General features: G+C 65.8%; 12 protein-coding genes. 5 read left to right on the top strand and 7 right to left on the bottom strand.

Going from position 1 to position 14,803, the window contains the following annotated elements; all coding sequences use genetic code 11:
• Positions 1 to 142 precede the first annotated feature (142 nt).
• Positions 143 to 799, bottom strand: coding sequence for a TetR/AcrR family transcriptional regulator (locus QX070_RS21880; RefSeq protein ID WP_315739155.1), 657 nt, complete (start codon positions 797 to 799; stop codon positions 143 to 145).
• Positions 800 to 954: 155 nt separating this feature from the next.
• On the opposite strand from QX070_RS21880, the gene QX070_RS21875 reads away from it, so the two are divergent.
• The 3 genes from QX070_RS21875 (at position 955) to QX070_RS21865 (ending at position 4,423) form a co-directional block, all read left to right on the top strand.
• Entirely contained in the window at positions 955 to 1,725 is a 771-nt protein-coding gene (locus tag QX070_RS21875; protein WP_315739154.1) for an enoyl-CoA hydratase, read from the top strand.
• A gap of 139 nt (positions 1,726 to 1,864) precedes the next feature.
• Complete coding sequence (locus tag QX070_RS21870) at positions 1,865 to 3,052, top strand: acetyl-CoA C-acyltransferase (protein WP_315739153.1); 1,188 nt, start codon at positions 1,865 to 1,867, stop codon at positions 3,050 to 3,052.
• An 87-nt stretch (positions 3,053 to 3,139) separates the two neighbouring features.
• Complete coding sequence (locus tag QX070_RS21865; RefSeq protein WP_315739152.1) at positions 3,140 to 4,423, top strand: MFS transporter; 1,284 nt, start codon at positions 3,140 to 3,142, stop codon at positions 4,421 to 4,423.
• Positions 4,424 to 4,433: 10 nt separating this feature from the next.
• Here QX070_RS21865 and QX070_RS21860 read toward each other — a convergent pair whose 3' ends face one another.
• Entirely contained in the window at positions 4,434 to 5,993 is a 1,560-nt protein-coding gene (locus QX070_RS21860; protein WP_315739151.1) for an acyl-CoA carboxylase subunit beta, read from the bottom strand.
• Positions 5,923 to 6,909, bottom strand: coding sequence for an IclR family transcriptional regulator (locus tag QX070_RS21855; RefSeq protein WP_315739150.1), 987 nt, complete (start codon positions 6,907 to 6,909; stop codon positions 5,923 to 5,925). Before QX070_RS21855 ends, QX070_RS21860 begins: the two co-directional genes overlap by 71 nt.
• A 383-nt stretch (positions 6,910 to 7,292) precedes the next feature.
• Between QX070_RS21855 and glsA the strand changes: the two genes are divergently transcribed.
• A complete protein-coding gene (gene glsA / locus QX070_RS21850) occupies positions 7,293 to 9,152 on the top strand; it encodes a glutaminase A (protein WP_315739149.1) in 1,860 nt (619 codons plus the stop codon).
• Positions 9,153 to 9,826: 674 nt separating this feature from the next.
• Here the strand turns inward: glsA and QX070_RS21845 are convergent.
• From QX070_RS21845 to QX070_RS21830, 4 genes are all read right to left on the bottom strand, one after another.
• Positions 9,827 to 10,183: a Zn-ribbon domain-containing OB-fold protein gene (locus QX070_RS21845; RefSeq protein WP_315739148.1), complete on the bottom strand. Its 357-nt coding sequence runs from the start codon at positions 10,181 to 10,183 to the stop codon at positions 9,827 to 9,829.
• A complete protein-coding gene (locus QX070_RS21840) occupies positions 10,180 to 11,316 on the bottom strand; it encodes a thiolase family protein (protein WP_315739147.1) in 1,137 nt (378 codons plus the stop codon). The genes QX070_RS21845 and QX070_RS21840 overlap by 4 nt, the downstream gene beginning before the upstream one ends.
• Before the next feature lie 185 nt (positions 11,317 to 11,501).
• The gene (locus QX070_RS21835; protein WP_315739146.1) at positions 11,502 to 12,668 is read right to left on the bottom strand and encodes an acyl-CoA dehydrogenase family protein; all 1,167 of its coding nucleotides are present in this window, start codon (positions 12,666 to 12,668) and stop codon (positions 11,502 to 11,504) included.
• Between the two features lie 4 nt (positions 12,669 to 12,672).
• Positions 12,673 to 13,878, bottom strand: coding sequence for a CoA transferase (locus QX070_RS21830; RefSeq protein WP_315739145.1), 1,206 nt, complete (start codon positions 13,876 to 13,878; stop codon positions 12,673 to 12,675).
• Between the two features lie 258 nt (positions 13,879 to 14,136).
• Here QX070_RS21830 and QX070_RS21825 point away from each other — a divergent pair, with 258 nt between their 5' ends.
• Entirely contained in the window at positions 14,137 to 14,562 is a 426-nt protein-coding gene (locus QX070_RS21825) for a GFA family protein (protein ID WP_315739144.1), read from the top strand.
• The last annotated feature ends 241 nt before the right edge of the window (positions 14,563 to 14,803 follow it).

Below are 14,803 nucleotides of genomic sequence, written 5' to 3'. Positions count from 1 at the left end.
ATCTTGCAGTCTTTGCGGCGTTTGGGAAGGGTCTAAGCGCTGCCCGGCGCTGCGAAAATGCCGCCCCTTCGCTCGGCCGGCACGATCACGGCAGGCCCTGCAGCGTGGCGCGCTGCGTCCACCATCCGAGCCGCGCGACGGATCAGCGCTTCGCGGCTGCCGCCTTCTTCACGGGCCTTTTCGCGGGCGCCCGCGCAGGGGCCCTCCCCGCCGGCCCGCCGCCGCTGGCGACAGCCAGCGCCACCTCGCGCCCGGAGCTCAGGATTTCGTCTGACAATTCGCCGCTGCCCATGAGTCGCGCCATCACGAGCGTCCCCATCAGCGTCGCGAGCATCGCCGAAGCCCGCCTTCGCGCAGTCTTGGCCGGCACGTCGCTGATGTACTCGGCGAACAGGGCGATCAGCTCTTCCAGCTTCGCAGCAAAGGCCTTGCGGGTCTTTGCGCTCTCGCGGGCGATTTCTGCTCCGAGCGCAGGAACCGCGCAGCCGTGACCGACATCGTCGCGATGAGCCGCGGACAGATAGCCGTCGACGATGGCCGCGAGTCGCTTCTGCGGCGGCAGTTGGTCCAGCAGCTTGCGCCAATGCTCAATCGAACGGTCGATCGCATAACCGAACGCCTCCACGACCAGCGCCTCGCGCGAATCGAAATGCGCATAGAAGCCGCCATGAGTCAGCCCGGCCTCCTTCATCAGGTCGGCAACCCCGACACCGTGAGCACCACGCTCGCGCAGCCGCACCGATGCCTTGCGCACGATCCGCGCGTGGGTTTCCGCCTTGTGTTCCGGAGAGTAACGCATTGCCGTCCCATTGAATGTCTGCGGTCATACAATAACAGTTCTGCGTCCTGCTGACTGCAGCTATTTGATGAATTCGAGTTGATCTAAATCAACTTCGCTGGCCTGATTTATTCCCGGCACACTCTCCCTTGCCCAGGAACCCGACGAGGACAACCATGGACATGCTCAATTCCCACTGCGGCGTGAGTCGTGACGGCCGCGGCGTGGTCCGGCTGACGATCTGCAATGCCGGTCCGCTCAATATTCTCGGTTCGGCGGCGATTCTCGACATAGAAGCCGGCCTGCAATCGCTCGCCGCCGAAGCCGGCATTCGCGTTCTCGTTTTGGCCGGCGAAAGCGGGAAGAGCATGATCGGCGGCGCCGACATCAAGGAGATGGCGACGCTCGATCAGGCTTCAGCGGAAACGTTCATCTCGCGACTTGCCGGGCTCTGCGATGCGGTGCGAAATTTTCCTGCACCCGTGATTGCGCGGATGCCAGGGTGGTGTCTGGGTGGCGGATTGGAGGTCGCAACGGCCTGCGATATCCGTGTCGCGGCACATGATGCCAAGTTCGGCATGCCCGAGGTTCGTGTCGGCATCCCCTCGGTCATTCATGCCGCGCTGCTGCCGCGTCTCATCGGCTGGGGCCGCACGCGCTGGCTGCTGATGACGGCCGAGACGATCGACGCGCCGACGGCGCTCGCCTGGGGCCTTGTCGACGCCGTCGCCGCCGAGGGAGAGCTCGACATCGCGGTCGAAAAGGCCGTGGCATCCCTGCTCGCCTGCGGTCCCGAAGCGCTGCGGACTCAGAAGGCTCTGCTGCGGCAATGGGAGGAGCTGCCGCTGAAGGAGTCCGTCGAGATATCGATCGGCGCCTTCGGACGGTCGTTCCTGACCGACGAGCCGAAACGGCTGATGCAGCAGTTCATCGACCGCAAGCGATAGCAAGTTTCTCCAAGTCTCGTCTCGCGGATCCCGGCAGTGTCGCGCCAACTTCACGACAAGTTCAGCGCGATTGCCGGGGTTTCCTTTTTCGCGATTTCATTATATGATGATTATCATCTTTCTCAAGGGAGAGCCTGTCATGGCCTCGTCCGATCCCGTCGTGATCCTGTCCGCTGCCCGCACTCCACTCGGCCGCTTCATGGGCGAGTTGTCGCCGCTGAGCGCGCACAAGCTCGGTGCGCACGTGATCAAATCCGCGCTCGAACGCGCCGCCGTTTCGCCTGACGCGGTCACGGAGGTTGTCATGGGCAACGTGCTTCCGGCAGGTCAGGGCCAGGCTCCGGCGCGGCAGGCGGCACGGGGCGCCGGCCTGCCCGATGCCACGGGCGCCACCACCATCAACAAGGTCTGCGGCTCTGGAATGAAGGCTACGATGCTGGCGCACGATATCATCCAGGCCGGTTCTGCCGACCTCGTCGTGTCCGGCGGCATGGAAAGCATGAGCAACGCGCCGTATCTGCTGACCAAGGCGCGCGGCGGCTATCGTGCCGGGCACGATCGGATCCTCGATCACATGATGCTGGACGGCCTGGAGGACGCCTATGAGACCGGACGCTCGATGGGCGATTTTGGCGAGGCGACGGCCGAGGCCTATCAGTTCACCCGCGCCGACCAGGATGCCTACGCCGTCGAGACGCTGACGCGTGCGCGCAGGGCGGTCGAGAGCGGCGCGTTCAAGGCCGAGATCGCGCCGATCACGCTCGTCGAGAAATCCGGCGCACGCCTGGTCGTCAATGACGAGCATCCGCTCAAGGTCGATCCGGCGAAGATCCCGGCGCTGAAGCCGGCGTTCCGCAAAGACGGCACTATCACGCCCGCGGCGTCCTCTGCGAACGCGGATGGTGCCGCAGCGCTCGTGCTCGCCAAGCGCTCGCGTGCGGACCGTGACGGGCTGCCCATCATCGCGGAGATCAAGGGCCACGCCACGCACAGCCAGGAGCCGCAATGGTTCACGACCGCGCCGATTCCGGCGATCAGGAAGCTGCTCGACAAGGTCGGCTGGCGGGTGGAGGATGTCGACCTGTTCGAGATCAACGAGGCGTTTGCGATCGTCGCGATGGCCGCGCAGCGCGACCTTGGCATTGCGCGTGACCGGCTGAACGTCAACGGCGGCGCCTGCGCGCTGGGCCATCCCATCGGCGCCACCGGCGCGCGGCTGATCGTGACGCTGCTGCATGCGATGCAGGCCCGTGGACTAAAGCGCGGCGTGGCGTCGCTATGCATCGGCGGCGGCGAGGCGACTGCGATCGCCGTAGAGCGACCTTGATGTCCTGAAACGAGGGAACTTAGCCATTTATGTCGTTGAGGCGCCCTGACAGAATGGGCGCGAAATCCCCATCGAACTGAGAAGCACATGATCTCGAACCGGCTCGCGGCAGCACTCGAACGGCGCAACATCCACTATGGCTGGATCATGGTGGCCGTAACGTTCTTCACGGCCCTGGTATCGGCCGGCACGGTGGGAGCACCCGGCGTGTTCATCGTGCCGCTGCAGCAGGAGTTCGGCTGGAGCACCGCGGAGATCTCCTCGGCACTGTCGATCCGCTTCGTGCTGTTCGGGCTGATGGCCCCCTTCGCCGCCGCCCTGCTCAACCGCTACGGTCTGCGCAACATCACGCTTTTGGCCCAGTTGATCGTCGTGACCGCGCTGCTTTCGTCGTTGGCGATGACCCATGTCTGGCACCTCGTGCTGCTGTGGGGCGTCGTGATCGGCATCGGCACCGGCATGACCGCGCTGGTGCTGGGCGCCACCATCGCGACGCGCTGGTTCGTCGCGCGCCGCGGCCTCGTCGTCGGCATCCTCACCGCCAGCGTCGCCACCGGACAGCTGGTGTTCCTGCCGCTGCTCGCCAGCCTCACCGAGCGGCTCGGCTGGCGCGTCGCGCTCGGGCTCATCTGCGTCATGCTCGGCGTTTCCGCCACCGCCGTGCTGCTGCTGATGCGCGATCGCCCGAGCGATCTCGGCCTGCGTCCCTTCGGCGACAAGGGCACCGACCCGATCGCCGCACCCGCGCCCGTCACCACACCGATCCTCGCCGCCGCGCTCGGCACCCTCCGCGATGCGGCGCGCGCACCGGTGTTCTGGATGCTGTTCGCGACCTTCTTCATCTGTGGCGCCTCGACCAACGGCCTCGTCCAGGTCCATCTGATCCCGATGTGCCTCGACTTCGGCATTCCGCAGGTGCAGGCGGCGAGCCTGCTCGCCGCGATGGGCATGTTCGACTTCGTCGGCACGATCGTCTCGGGGTGGCTGTCGGACCGGTATGACAATCGCTGGCTGTTGTTCTGGTACTACGGCTTGCGCGGGCTCTCGTTGCTGTTCCTTCCGTTCACCGACTTCTCTTTCTATGGCCTGTCGCTGTTCGCGATGTTCTACGGCCTCGACTGGATCGCCACCGTGCCGCCGACGGTGCGGCTGACCGCGCAGCGGTTTGGGGCCGAGCGGGCCAATCTGGTGTTCGGCTGGGTGTTCGCCGGACATCAGCTCGGCGCCGGCACCGCCGCGTTCGGCGCCGGCCTGTCGCGCACTCTGTTGCAGAGCTACCTGCCGGCGTTCTTCACGGCGGGCGCACTGTGCATCGTCGCCGCGCTCCTGGCGCTGGCGATCGCGCGGCAGGCGAAGCCCGCCGCGGCTTAACATCAGCGGCTCACGGCCGAGTCGTCATCGCCGTGGGCGGCCCGGGCGTGCGCAGCGGCTCGGCAAGGCGCGCAAACTCGCACAGCAGCGCGCGCGTCTTGCGCGGGTCGATGATCTCCTCGACCCAGAACTTCTCGGCCGAGCGGAACGGCGAGCGCAGCTTGTTCAGCCGATCCTCGATCTCCTTGAGCTTGGCTTTCGGGTCGGGCGCGGCGTCGATCTCGGCGCGATAGGCCGCCTCGATGCCGCCTTCGAGCGGCAGCGAGCCCCAATAGGCCGACGGCCAGGCGTAGCGGATCGAGAACCGGTCGGCTGGCTGATGCACGACACCGGCGACGCCGAAATTGTTGCGCACGATCACCGTGCACCACGGCACCGTCGACTGATTGACGGCGGCCATCGCGCGCACGCCATGGCGGATGGTCGCCGCCTTCTCCGCCTCGAGCCCGACCATGAAGCCGGGGCAATCCATCAGGTAGACGATCGGCAGATGGAAGGTCTCGGCGAAATCGACCCAGCGGATCACCTTCTGGCAGGCATCCGCGGTCCACGAGCCGCCATAATGATAGGGATCGCTCGCCAGCACCATCACCGCGCGGCCTTCGAGACGCGCGAGGCCGATGATGATCGGACGCCCATAGTTCTGCGTCACCTCGAAGAACGAGCCGTTATCGACGACGGACTCGATGATCGGCCGCATCTTGTAGACGCGCCGGCGATCCCGCGGCACCGCGCTGATGAGCTGCTCGTCGACGCGCTGCGGGTCATCGGTGCAGGGCAAGGTCGGCGGCAGCTCGTAGACCGACGATGGCAGGTAGGACAGGAAGCGCCGCGCGCAGGCGAACGCCTCCGCCTCGGTGTCCACCGCATGATCGACGCCGCCGGCGCGGGTCTGGATGTCGGCGCCACCGAGCTCCATCTTGCCGAGGTCCTGCCCCAGCCGCTTCACGACCGGCGGGCCGGCGACGAACATCGCCGACTGCTTGGTCATCACCGAGTAGTGGCTCGCCGCGAGCCGCGCCGCGCCTAGCCCTGCGACCGAGCCGAGGCCGAGCGCGACCACGGGCACCAGCGACATGTTCTCGGTCGTGTAGCGGTACCAGCGATTGCCGCCGATGCCGCCGGGCAGGTTGGCCGCGCCCTTGGTCTCGATCGTCTTGACCGAGCCGCCGCCGCCGGAGCCCTCGATGATGCGGATGATGGGCAGGCGGAAGTCGTGCGCCATCTCCTCCGCCATCAGCGGCTTGGCGGCGATCGATGCGTCGGCCGAGCCGCCGCGCACGGTGAAGTCATCCCCGACCACGACGACGGTGCGGCCGTCGATGCGGCCGCGCCCGAACACGCAATTGGCGGGCGTCACATGCGTGAGCTCGCCCTGCTCGTCATACTCGCCGATCCCTGAGACCGCGCCGATCTCGTGGAAGCTGCCGGGATCGACGACGCCGTCGATGCGCTCGCGAACGGTGAGGCGGCCCTGGTCGTGCTGACGCTTGACCTTGTCAGGCCCGCCCATCTCCCGCGCGAAGGCCTCGCGCCGGGCCAGTTCCTCGAGCTCCGGCTGCCAACTCATTCGTTCCCCCTGCCCCGGTGATGGTCTTGTTCTTATGGTTGGTCTTCGCGTTCACCTGGAGCGGCTTTCTGTCCATCCGGCTGTTGAAGACGTCGGCTTCCGCGCCCTGCAGCAGCGCGGCGATGCTGCGGCCGAGCTCGCGCATCGGCTGGGCGACCTCGTCGTGCAGCCGCTGCTCGTCGTACATCGCCGACAACAGGCCGATCGTGAGCACGACATAAGTCTGGTATTGCGGCGACCACAGCGGCAGCGCGACGCCATTGATGTGCGGACTCCACAGGCCGCAGGCTACGACGTAGCCATGCTCCTTGAGAAACTGTCTGTTGTGCTCGAGGCGTGGCCGCAGCAGCTTGGCCGCGTCCGGCATCTCGCGCTCCATCTCGGCCAGCAAGGCATCGCCGACCTCCGGCTCGAGCGCGGCGACATAGGCATGACCGGCCGCGGTCGAGGCCATCGAGATGCGGCTGCCCGTGGTCTCATGCAGGCCGAGCGCATTCGCGGCGCGGCCGAACTCCAGATAGACGAGGTGGAAGCGGTCGGGAATGACGAAGCCGACGGTGCCGGGCAACTGCTCGGCGACGTCCTGCAGCCGCTGCCGGATCAGATTGCGCAACTGCAAGCCTCGGGTCATCGACGTGCTCATCGCCACGGCGCTCGGGCCGATGCGGTATTTCTGATCGCGCGGCAGGTAGACCAGCTGGCCCATGCGCGTCAGCGTGTGCGTCAGCCGCGACACCGTCGACCGCGGCAGGCCGCAGCGGTTGGAGATTTCGAGATTGCCGAGCCGCGCCTCGTGCCCCTCGAAACAGCGAAGCACGTCGAACGCCCGCGACACCACCTGAATGACCTCGCCCTCGCCGGCGAGATCTCCGGGCAGCATGCTGCTCCTGCTCAATCGCTCAGACCGTCGTCCCATGCGTTTCCCACCAATTCCGTCATGCGGAATGATATTCCGCTTATCGAACAAGCTAACCCAGCCGTTTTGCCGTCACAACAGTAGACCGTCTCTAAAAGCCGCCATTCTTCAGCGTGTTGGCACAAGACTCGGCATCCTTAGACAACGGCCAGCGGTATGCGGGCGTGACGACCGTCGCCGGTTCCAAAGCGCGGTACCCCAGCGCTGGCTTTCGATCGGCATCGGCCCCGCGCATGGCAACACGGGGCGGTCATCGCGCCCGCAAACCCGCTCAATCGGTGAGCAGCGGCAACATTTGACCAGCGTTGCGACAAGTGTGGGCTGGCTGCGCCGTCGCAGCTGCGACATAACCGGCGCGAGACCTTGTTCCCGCCGAGCTTGCCATGACCACCCACCCGAGGCCGATCCGACATCCGCAGCATTGGGCGACGGCCGCGATGCCGCCGCTGCAGCGCTTCCTGTCGGCCTGCCATGCCGACTTCTGGCCTGACCACGACGGCGCGGTCGCGAACTACATTCCCGAGCTCGGCAAAGCCGACCCGGCGCATTTCGGCATCAGCCTCGCCACGCTCGACGGCCATGTCTATGAGGTCGGCGACAGCCGCGTGCCGTTCACGATTCAATCGATGTCGAAACCGTTCGTGTTCGCGCTGGCGCTCGATACGCTCGGCTCCGACGAGGTCGAACGCGTGATCGGCGTCGAGCCGTCCGGCGATCCCTTCAATTCGATCCGGCTCAATGCCGAGAACCACCCGTTCAATCCGATGGTCAATGCCGGCGCGATCGCCTGCAGCGGCCTGATCCGCAGGGCACGGCACGACGACGCCTTCGAGACCATCCGCGATGCGCTCGGCCGCTTCGCCGGCCGCAAGCTCGATGTCGACGACGCGGTGTTCGCATCGGAAGCCGCCACCGGCGATCGCAACCGCGCGATCGCCTATCTGCTGCGGACTTCCGACGTCATCAGGGAGCCTGTCGACGACGTGCTCGCGGTCTACTTCAGGCAATGCGCCGTGCTCGTCACAGCGCGCGACTGCGCGATCATGGCGGCCACGCTCGCCAATCGTGGCGTCAATCCGGTCACCGGCGAGCAGGTGGTGACGCCCTATGCGGTGTCGCGCACGCTGTCGGTGATGACCTCGTCGGGCATGTATGACTTCGCCGGCGAGTGGATCTACCGCGTCGGCATTCCCGCCAAGAGCGGCGTCGGCGGCGGCATCCTGGCAAGCCTGCCGGCACGGCTCGGGCTCGGCAGCTATTCGCCCAGGCTCGACGGTCACGGCAACAGCGTGCGCGGCATCAAGGTCTGCGAGGCGCTGTCGGCGCATTACGGCCTGCACATGCTGAACCGTTCCGACGATGCGCGCACCACGATCATCGCCGACTACGACATCGGCGCCAATCCGTCGCGACGCAGCCGCCGCGCTCAGGAGCGCAACATCCTCTCCGCCCATCCCGACGCGGTGCGCGTGCTCGAGCTGGTCGGCACGCTGTCTCTTTCCAGCGTCGACTACGTCTCGCGCCAGCTTGCGGCGAGCACGCGACCGCAATTCGTCATCGTCGACCTCCACCGCGTCACCGCGATGACACAAGCAGGCCTGCGCCTGCTCTCCGAGCTGTTTCACGAGCTCGCCGACTTCCACGTCACCGTCGTGCTGTCGGGCATCCGACGCAGCTCGCCGGAATGGCAGGAGATCGCGGCCCGTACCGGCGACAGCAAGAACGTGCGCGACTTCTACCTGCTCGACACCGCGATCGAATGGGCCGAGGACCAGATCGTCTATCGCTATGGCGGCGCCATCGATTTCCTCGAAACCACCGAGCTCGCCGAGCAGCCGCTGCTCGCGGGGCTCTCCGCGGACGAGCGCCATGAGCTCGCGGCACTGGCGATCATCCGGCACTATCAGCAGGGCGAACGCATCCTCGCGGCCGGCGATGCTGCGGCCTCGTTGTTCTTCCTGCGCTCCGGCGTCGTCCACGTCACCCTGCCCGACGGCATCCGGCTCGCGACGCTGACGGCAGGGCAATGCTTCGGCGAGATGGCACTGCTGGAGCCCGTGCGCTCCGCCGACGTCGTCGCGGATTTCTCGGCCACCGCTTTCGAGATCTCGCTAGTGGATTTCGAACGTTTCCGCGTGCGACATCCGAAAGCCGGCGAGCGGATCATGCGCAATCTGGCGCAGCTGTTGGCCGAGCGTCTGACTGTCGCCAATGCGCGGCTCAATTTGCTTGCGGCAGACTGATCTCAGTGCGTCGAAGTCCGTCATCGAAGTGTCGCACGCGGTCGAAGCAAACAATTACTCAAGGTTGCAATCCACAGTAACTAACGGCTTTCGGTCGATAATTCGCATCACTCGTATTTGTACGGGCTCGCCTAAACGTTACCGGGACTCGGTCGCAGGACAACCATAAGCGAGCCCAATTCACGCCGCATTACCCGACGATGTTCTGAACCGTCGATGAACGCCGAGTGGGGACTCGCGAAGCGAACGTCGAAGTGGGGTGTTCCGAGTAAAATTCCAGCCGACGTAGCGTGTGTATTTGCGCCACGGAGAGTCGTGTCCAGTGTCCAGGGAGGAACGGCATGAAGGAAGCCACTAAGAGGGCAACGTCGGAGGCACTCGCGCATATGCTGGCGGTGACGTCCATGATCGTCATCGCCAGCGTCCTGTTCTACGGGCGATGAAGGGCTGTCTGGAGGTTCTGCGTCGCAGTTTCTTCATCGCCCGTAGGTAGGAATGTGAGCTTGATTGCTCACGCGAACGACCGAGTAGAGTTGCGTTTGAGTTGGTGAGCGTAGCGTAACAGTTTTGCGTCAATCGCGCGGCGATCCGGGTCGGGACGAATTTGTCATGCGTATCGTCCCGCCTCGGCCGCCTGCGCTTGGCGTGTCCTGTCATAGCGCGGCGCTCCATCGTCATTTCGCCTTCCTGAAGTAAGGCACCGTGCCGCCTGCAAAGGCGACGAAGCGCGCTTCGACCGAATCGCCGATCGCAAGTTCGTGGTCGCCATGGGCCATCATGCGAAAGCCCTCGCGCATATCCACCAGCACGATGTTGTAGGGCACATGCGCGCGCGTCTCCGGCGTCGCGGCACGGCAGACCAATGATGCCGCATAGATGGTGCCTTCGCCCGTCGCCGCGTGATCGGTGAGCGCAAGCGAGCCGCAAGCCGCGCAGAAGTCGCGGCGGAAATACTGCAGGTGGGCGCAGCGCGCACAGCGCTGAAAGCGAATCGCTGCAACACCCCTGGTCCAGTCGGCCGATTCGCTCATCGCACCCGCTCCCAGAACATGCTGACATGCGACGACAGCACGCCGCCATCGCCGTGCAGCAAGGTCAGCGTGGCGTCGCGCACCTGACGGTGACCCGCCCGCTCCGTCATCTGCAGATGTGCCTCGCTGAGATGCGCCATCGCGCCGCCGACGCCGCAATGGCCATAGCTCAAGAGTCCGCCATGGGTGTTGAGAGGCACCGCGCCGTCACGGCTGAAATTCCCGGCCCTGACCCGCGCCGCAGCCTCGCCGCGGCCGGCGAGCCCAAGGTCTTCGAGCAGCATGCACAGCGTGATCGTGAAGCTGTCATAGACCGCGGCGTAGTCGACGTCGGCGATCTCGATGCCTGCGGCCGCCTTGGCCTTTTTGATCGCGATTTCGGCGCCGAGCTCGCTCAGGGCCGGCGCCGCCGTGACGTGCTGATGCGTGTGCGCCTGGGCGCAGCCGCGCACGCGCACCGCTGTCGCTCCGGTCGGCTCGCGGCTGATGATGATGGCGGCGCCGCCGTCGGAGACCGGACAGCAGTCGAGCAGCTTCAGCGGCCGCGCCACCGGCTTCGATGCCATGACGTCGGCCACCGTGATCGGCTCTTGGAACTGCGCGCCGGGATGATCCAGCGCATGCGTGCGCATCAGCACGGCGAACTCGGCGAGGTCATGCTCGGTGACGCCGTATTCGTGCATGTAGCGCGAGGCGACGAGGCCGTAATAGGCAGGGATGGTCGGCCCCAGCGGCAACTCGTAGTCGGGATGGCCGACTTGCGCCAGCGCCTGGATCGAGGCGTCGCGGCTCTGCCCGGTCAGGCGGTTCTCGCCGGCGACCACGAGCATGTGCTTGACCACGCCGGCCTCGACCAGGTGATGCGCCAGCATCACCATCGCGAGCCCGGTGGCGCCGCCGACCTGGACGGCGTGAGCATAGGACGGCGTGAGGCCGAAATGCTCGGCGAACACGGTCGCGAGCATGATGTGCGGCGACACCGTGGAATAGCCACACAGGATGCCGTCGATGTCGCGCCGCCTCAGCCCGGCATCGTCGAGCGCGAGCTGCGCGGCCAGGCTCATGAGATCGAGCGAGGAGCGGCCGTCGTGTTTGCCGAACGGCGTGAGACCGGTGCCGGTGACGTAGGTCATCTGGCGCACCAAGAGCACCGCTGCGCTCCCCTCCCCCTTGCGGGGAGGGGGCGGGGGTGGGGGTGGCCGCACGAGGAGTCGTCGTGGGGTCCCCCCCCTCCCTGCCCCTCCCCCACAAGGGGGGAGGGAATGCGGGCAGCGTGCGTCCATCGCGATTGGGTTCATCATTTCAGCAAGAGTTCATCTCAATACGATTTCGGCAGGCCGAGGACCTTCTCGGCGATGAAGGACAAAATCAGTTGCGGGCTGATCGGCGCGATGCGGGGGATCAGGGATTCGCGCAGGTAACGCTCGACGTGATACTCGCGCGCGTAGCCGAAGCCGCCATGGGTCATCACCGCCTGCTCGCAGGCGTGGAAGCCGGCCTCTGCGGCGAGATATTTCGCGGCGTTCGCCGCCGGGCCGCACGCCATGCCCTGGTCGTATTGCCAGCCGGCCTGCAGCACCATCAGCCAGGCGGCTTCCAGCTCCATCCAGTTCTTCGCCAGGGGATGCTGGATGCCCTGGTTCTGACCGATCGGGCGATTGAACACGTTGCGCGTCCGCGCATAGGCGCTCGCGCGTGCCAACGCGAGATGACCGAGCCCGACGGCTTCGGCGGCAATCAGGATGCGCTCAGGGTTCATCCCATGCAGAATGTAGTCGAAGCCGCGCCCCTCCTCGCCCAGGCGATCCTCGGCCGGAATCTCGACATCCTCGAAGAACAGCTCATTGGAGTCGACCGGCTTGCGGCCCATCTTCTCGATCTCGTGGACCTTGATCCGATTGCGATCGAAATCCGTGTAGAACAGGCTGAGCCCATGGGTCGGCCGCTTCACCTCCTCTAGCGGCGTCGTGCGCGCCAGCAGCAGGATCTTCTCGGCGACCTGCGCGGTCGATATCCACACCTTCTGGCCGTTGACGATGTAGCGGTCGCCCTTGCGCACGGCGCGGGTCTTGAGCTGGGTGGTGTTGAGGCCGGTGTTGGGCTCGGTCACCGCGAAGCAGGCCTTCTCGCTGCCATCGACGATGCCCGGCAGCATCCGCGCGCACTGCTCTTTGGTCCCGAACACGACGACCGGATTGAGCCCGAACACGTTCATGTGGATCGCCGAGGCACCGGACATGCCGGCGCCGGATTCGGCGATGCTGCGCATCATGATCGCAGCATCGAGAATGCCGAGGCCGGAGCCGCCATACTCCTCGGGGATGCAGATGCCGAGCCAGCCGGCATCTGCCAGCGCCTTGTGGAAGTCGAAGGGGAAGCCGCCCTCCTTGTCCTTCTTCAGCCAGTAGGCGTCGTCGAAATCAGCGCAGATTCTTGCCACCGCGTCGCGGATCGATTCCTGGTTGGCGGAGAGCGCGAAATCCATCGTCTCACTCCCTGGCTGGCGCCGGCGTCGTCACGCCGTCGCGGATCATGGCATCGATCTCCTCGTCCGAGAAACCAAGCTCGCGCAAAATCTGCGCGCCATGCTCGTTCGGCCGCGCCGCCAGACGCTGCGGCTCGGCCTTGGTCTCGGACCAGGTCGCGGAAACGCGGGTGCTGCGGATCGGGCCTTCGGTCGGATGTTCGACCACGGGAAAGAAATCGGTTGCCACGAGGTGCGGATCGTTCAGCAGGCTTTCGAGGTCGTGCATCGGCATGACCGGCACGTCGGCGGCATCCAGCAGATCGGTCCATTCGGCCGTGGTGCGCGTCTGAAAGATGCGCGCGAGCTCGGCATAGACGAAATCGATGTTGGCGGCACGCCGGGCAAAGCTGTTGAACCGGTCATCGCCCCGCAGGTCGGTGCGGCCGGACGCCGTGAAGAATGCGTCCCATTGCTTGTCGTTGTAGACGATCACGCAGATATGGCCGTCGGCGGTCTTGTAGGGCCGGCGGTCGGGCGACAAATGCCGCGCATAGCCGCCCTTGTCGAGCGGCGGCTCGTAGGTCAGCCCGCCCATGTGGTCGCCCATGATGAAGGCCGACATGGTCTCGAACATCGGCACGTCGAGGCGCTGGCCGCGCCCGGTGCGGCCGCGATGCACGAGGCTGGCGCAGATGGCGCCGACCGCGGTCAGGCCGACGATGCGGTCGACCAGCGCATTCGGCACATAGCGCGGGGTGCCGTCACCGGCGACCGCCATCAGGTGCGACAGCGCCGCCCCACCCTGGATCAGGTCGTCATAGGCGGGCTTGGCCGCATAGGGACCGTCCTGGCCGAAGCCGAACACGCCGGCATAGATCAGCCGCGGATTGAGCGCGGAGACGACATCATAGCCGAGGTTCAGCCGCGCCATCGCCTGCGGCCGGATGTTGTAGAGCAGCACGTCGGCATCCTTGACCATGCGCAGCGCGGCCTCGCGGCCGGCCGTCTTCTTGAGGTCGAGGCAGATCACGCGCTTGCTGCGGTTGGTGTTGAGGAACACCGGGCCCATGCCGGGATGGTGCCAGGGGCCGATCTTGCGGGTGACGTCTCCTTCCGGCGATTCCACCTTGATGACATCTGCGCCGTAGTCGCCGAGCGTCTGGGCAGCATACGGCCCCATCAGCACGGTGGTCATGTCGATGACCTTGATGCCCGCAAGCGGTCCCATCGTGGCGTCGGCTCCCTCGATCCTTGTTGTCGCCAGAGCTAACGGCACCTGATGTTCCCTAGCAAGCGGGCCTGCGGGTATGGGGCCATGCGTCTGATCCCCCGCCGCAACATTTCGTGTCGCGGATCACGGACGAGGACCGCTGCGCTGCACCAGATGTTCCCTGCAGCGAGCTGCATTCTAGGATTCCATTTCAACGTTCAGGTGTGTCAGCATGCCGGTCCAACATCCAGAACACACACGAGGGAGAACGCTCTCATGACGCTCTATCAGGGCAAATGCTTCTGCGGCACGGTCGAGATCGAGGCCGACGGCGAGCCGGAGGCAATGGGCTATTGCCATTGTTCGTCGTGCCGGTCCTGGTCGGCCGGCCCGGTCAACGCCTTCACCCTGTGGAAGCCACAGAGCGTGCGGGTGACAAAGGGCGCCGATGCGATCGGCACCTACCACAAGACCGACATGAGCTACCGCAAGTACTGCACCAAGTGTGGCGGACATCTGATGACCGACCACCCGCCGCTCGGCATGATCGACGTCTATGCCGCGACGATTCCGACGCTAAAGTTCACGCCCGGCGTGCACGTCAACTACGCGGAAACGGTGCTGCCCATCAGGGACGGCCTGCCGAAGCTGAAGGATTTCCCGGCCGAGTTCGGCGGCTCCGGCGAGATGATGCCGGAGTAAGGCAAGGTCTGCTTCCAGCAACCACGCGAGCATCAGGGGCCTCGCGACAGGATCTGTCCGAGCTGTGCTGATCGAAGCCGCCCCCTTCGAAACAGAGGGCGCAGGGAAGGCCGGGTGCCGACTGGCACCCGTGGCCCCCGTGCGAAAGAAAGCACGGGGAGAGAACCACAGATCCTATGGGGCGGCGGGTGGTCAAGAAGGGTTAGGATTGGATTTCCGAACCATCCGGCCCTCGGAGGAT

It is taken from the genome of Bradyrhizobium sp. SZCCHNR1093, assembly GCF_032381175.1.
GTDB lineage: Bacteria > Pseudomonadota > Alphaproteobacteria > Rhizobiales > Xanthobacteraceae > Bradyrhizobium.
The sequence above is the reverse complement of the archived record's forward strand: the minus strand, read 5'-3'. Positions and strand labels throughout refer to the sequence as shown.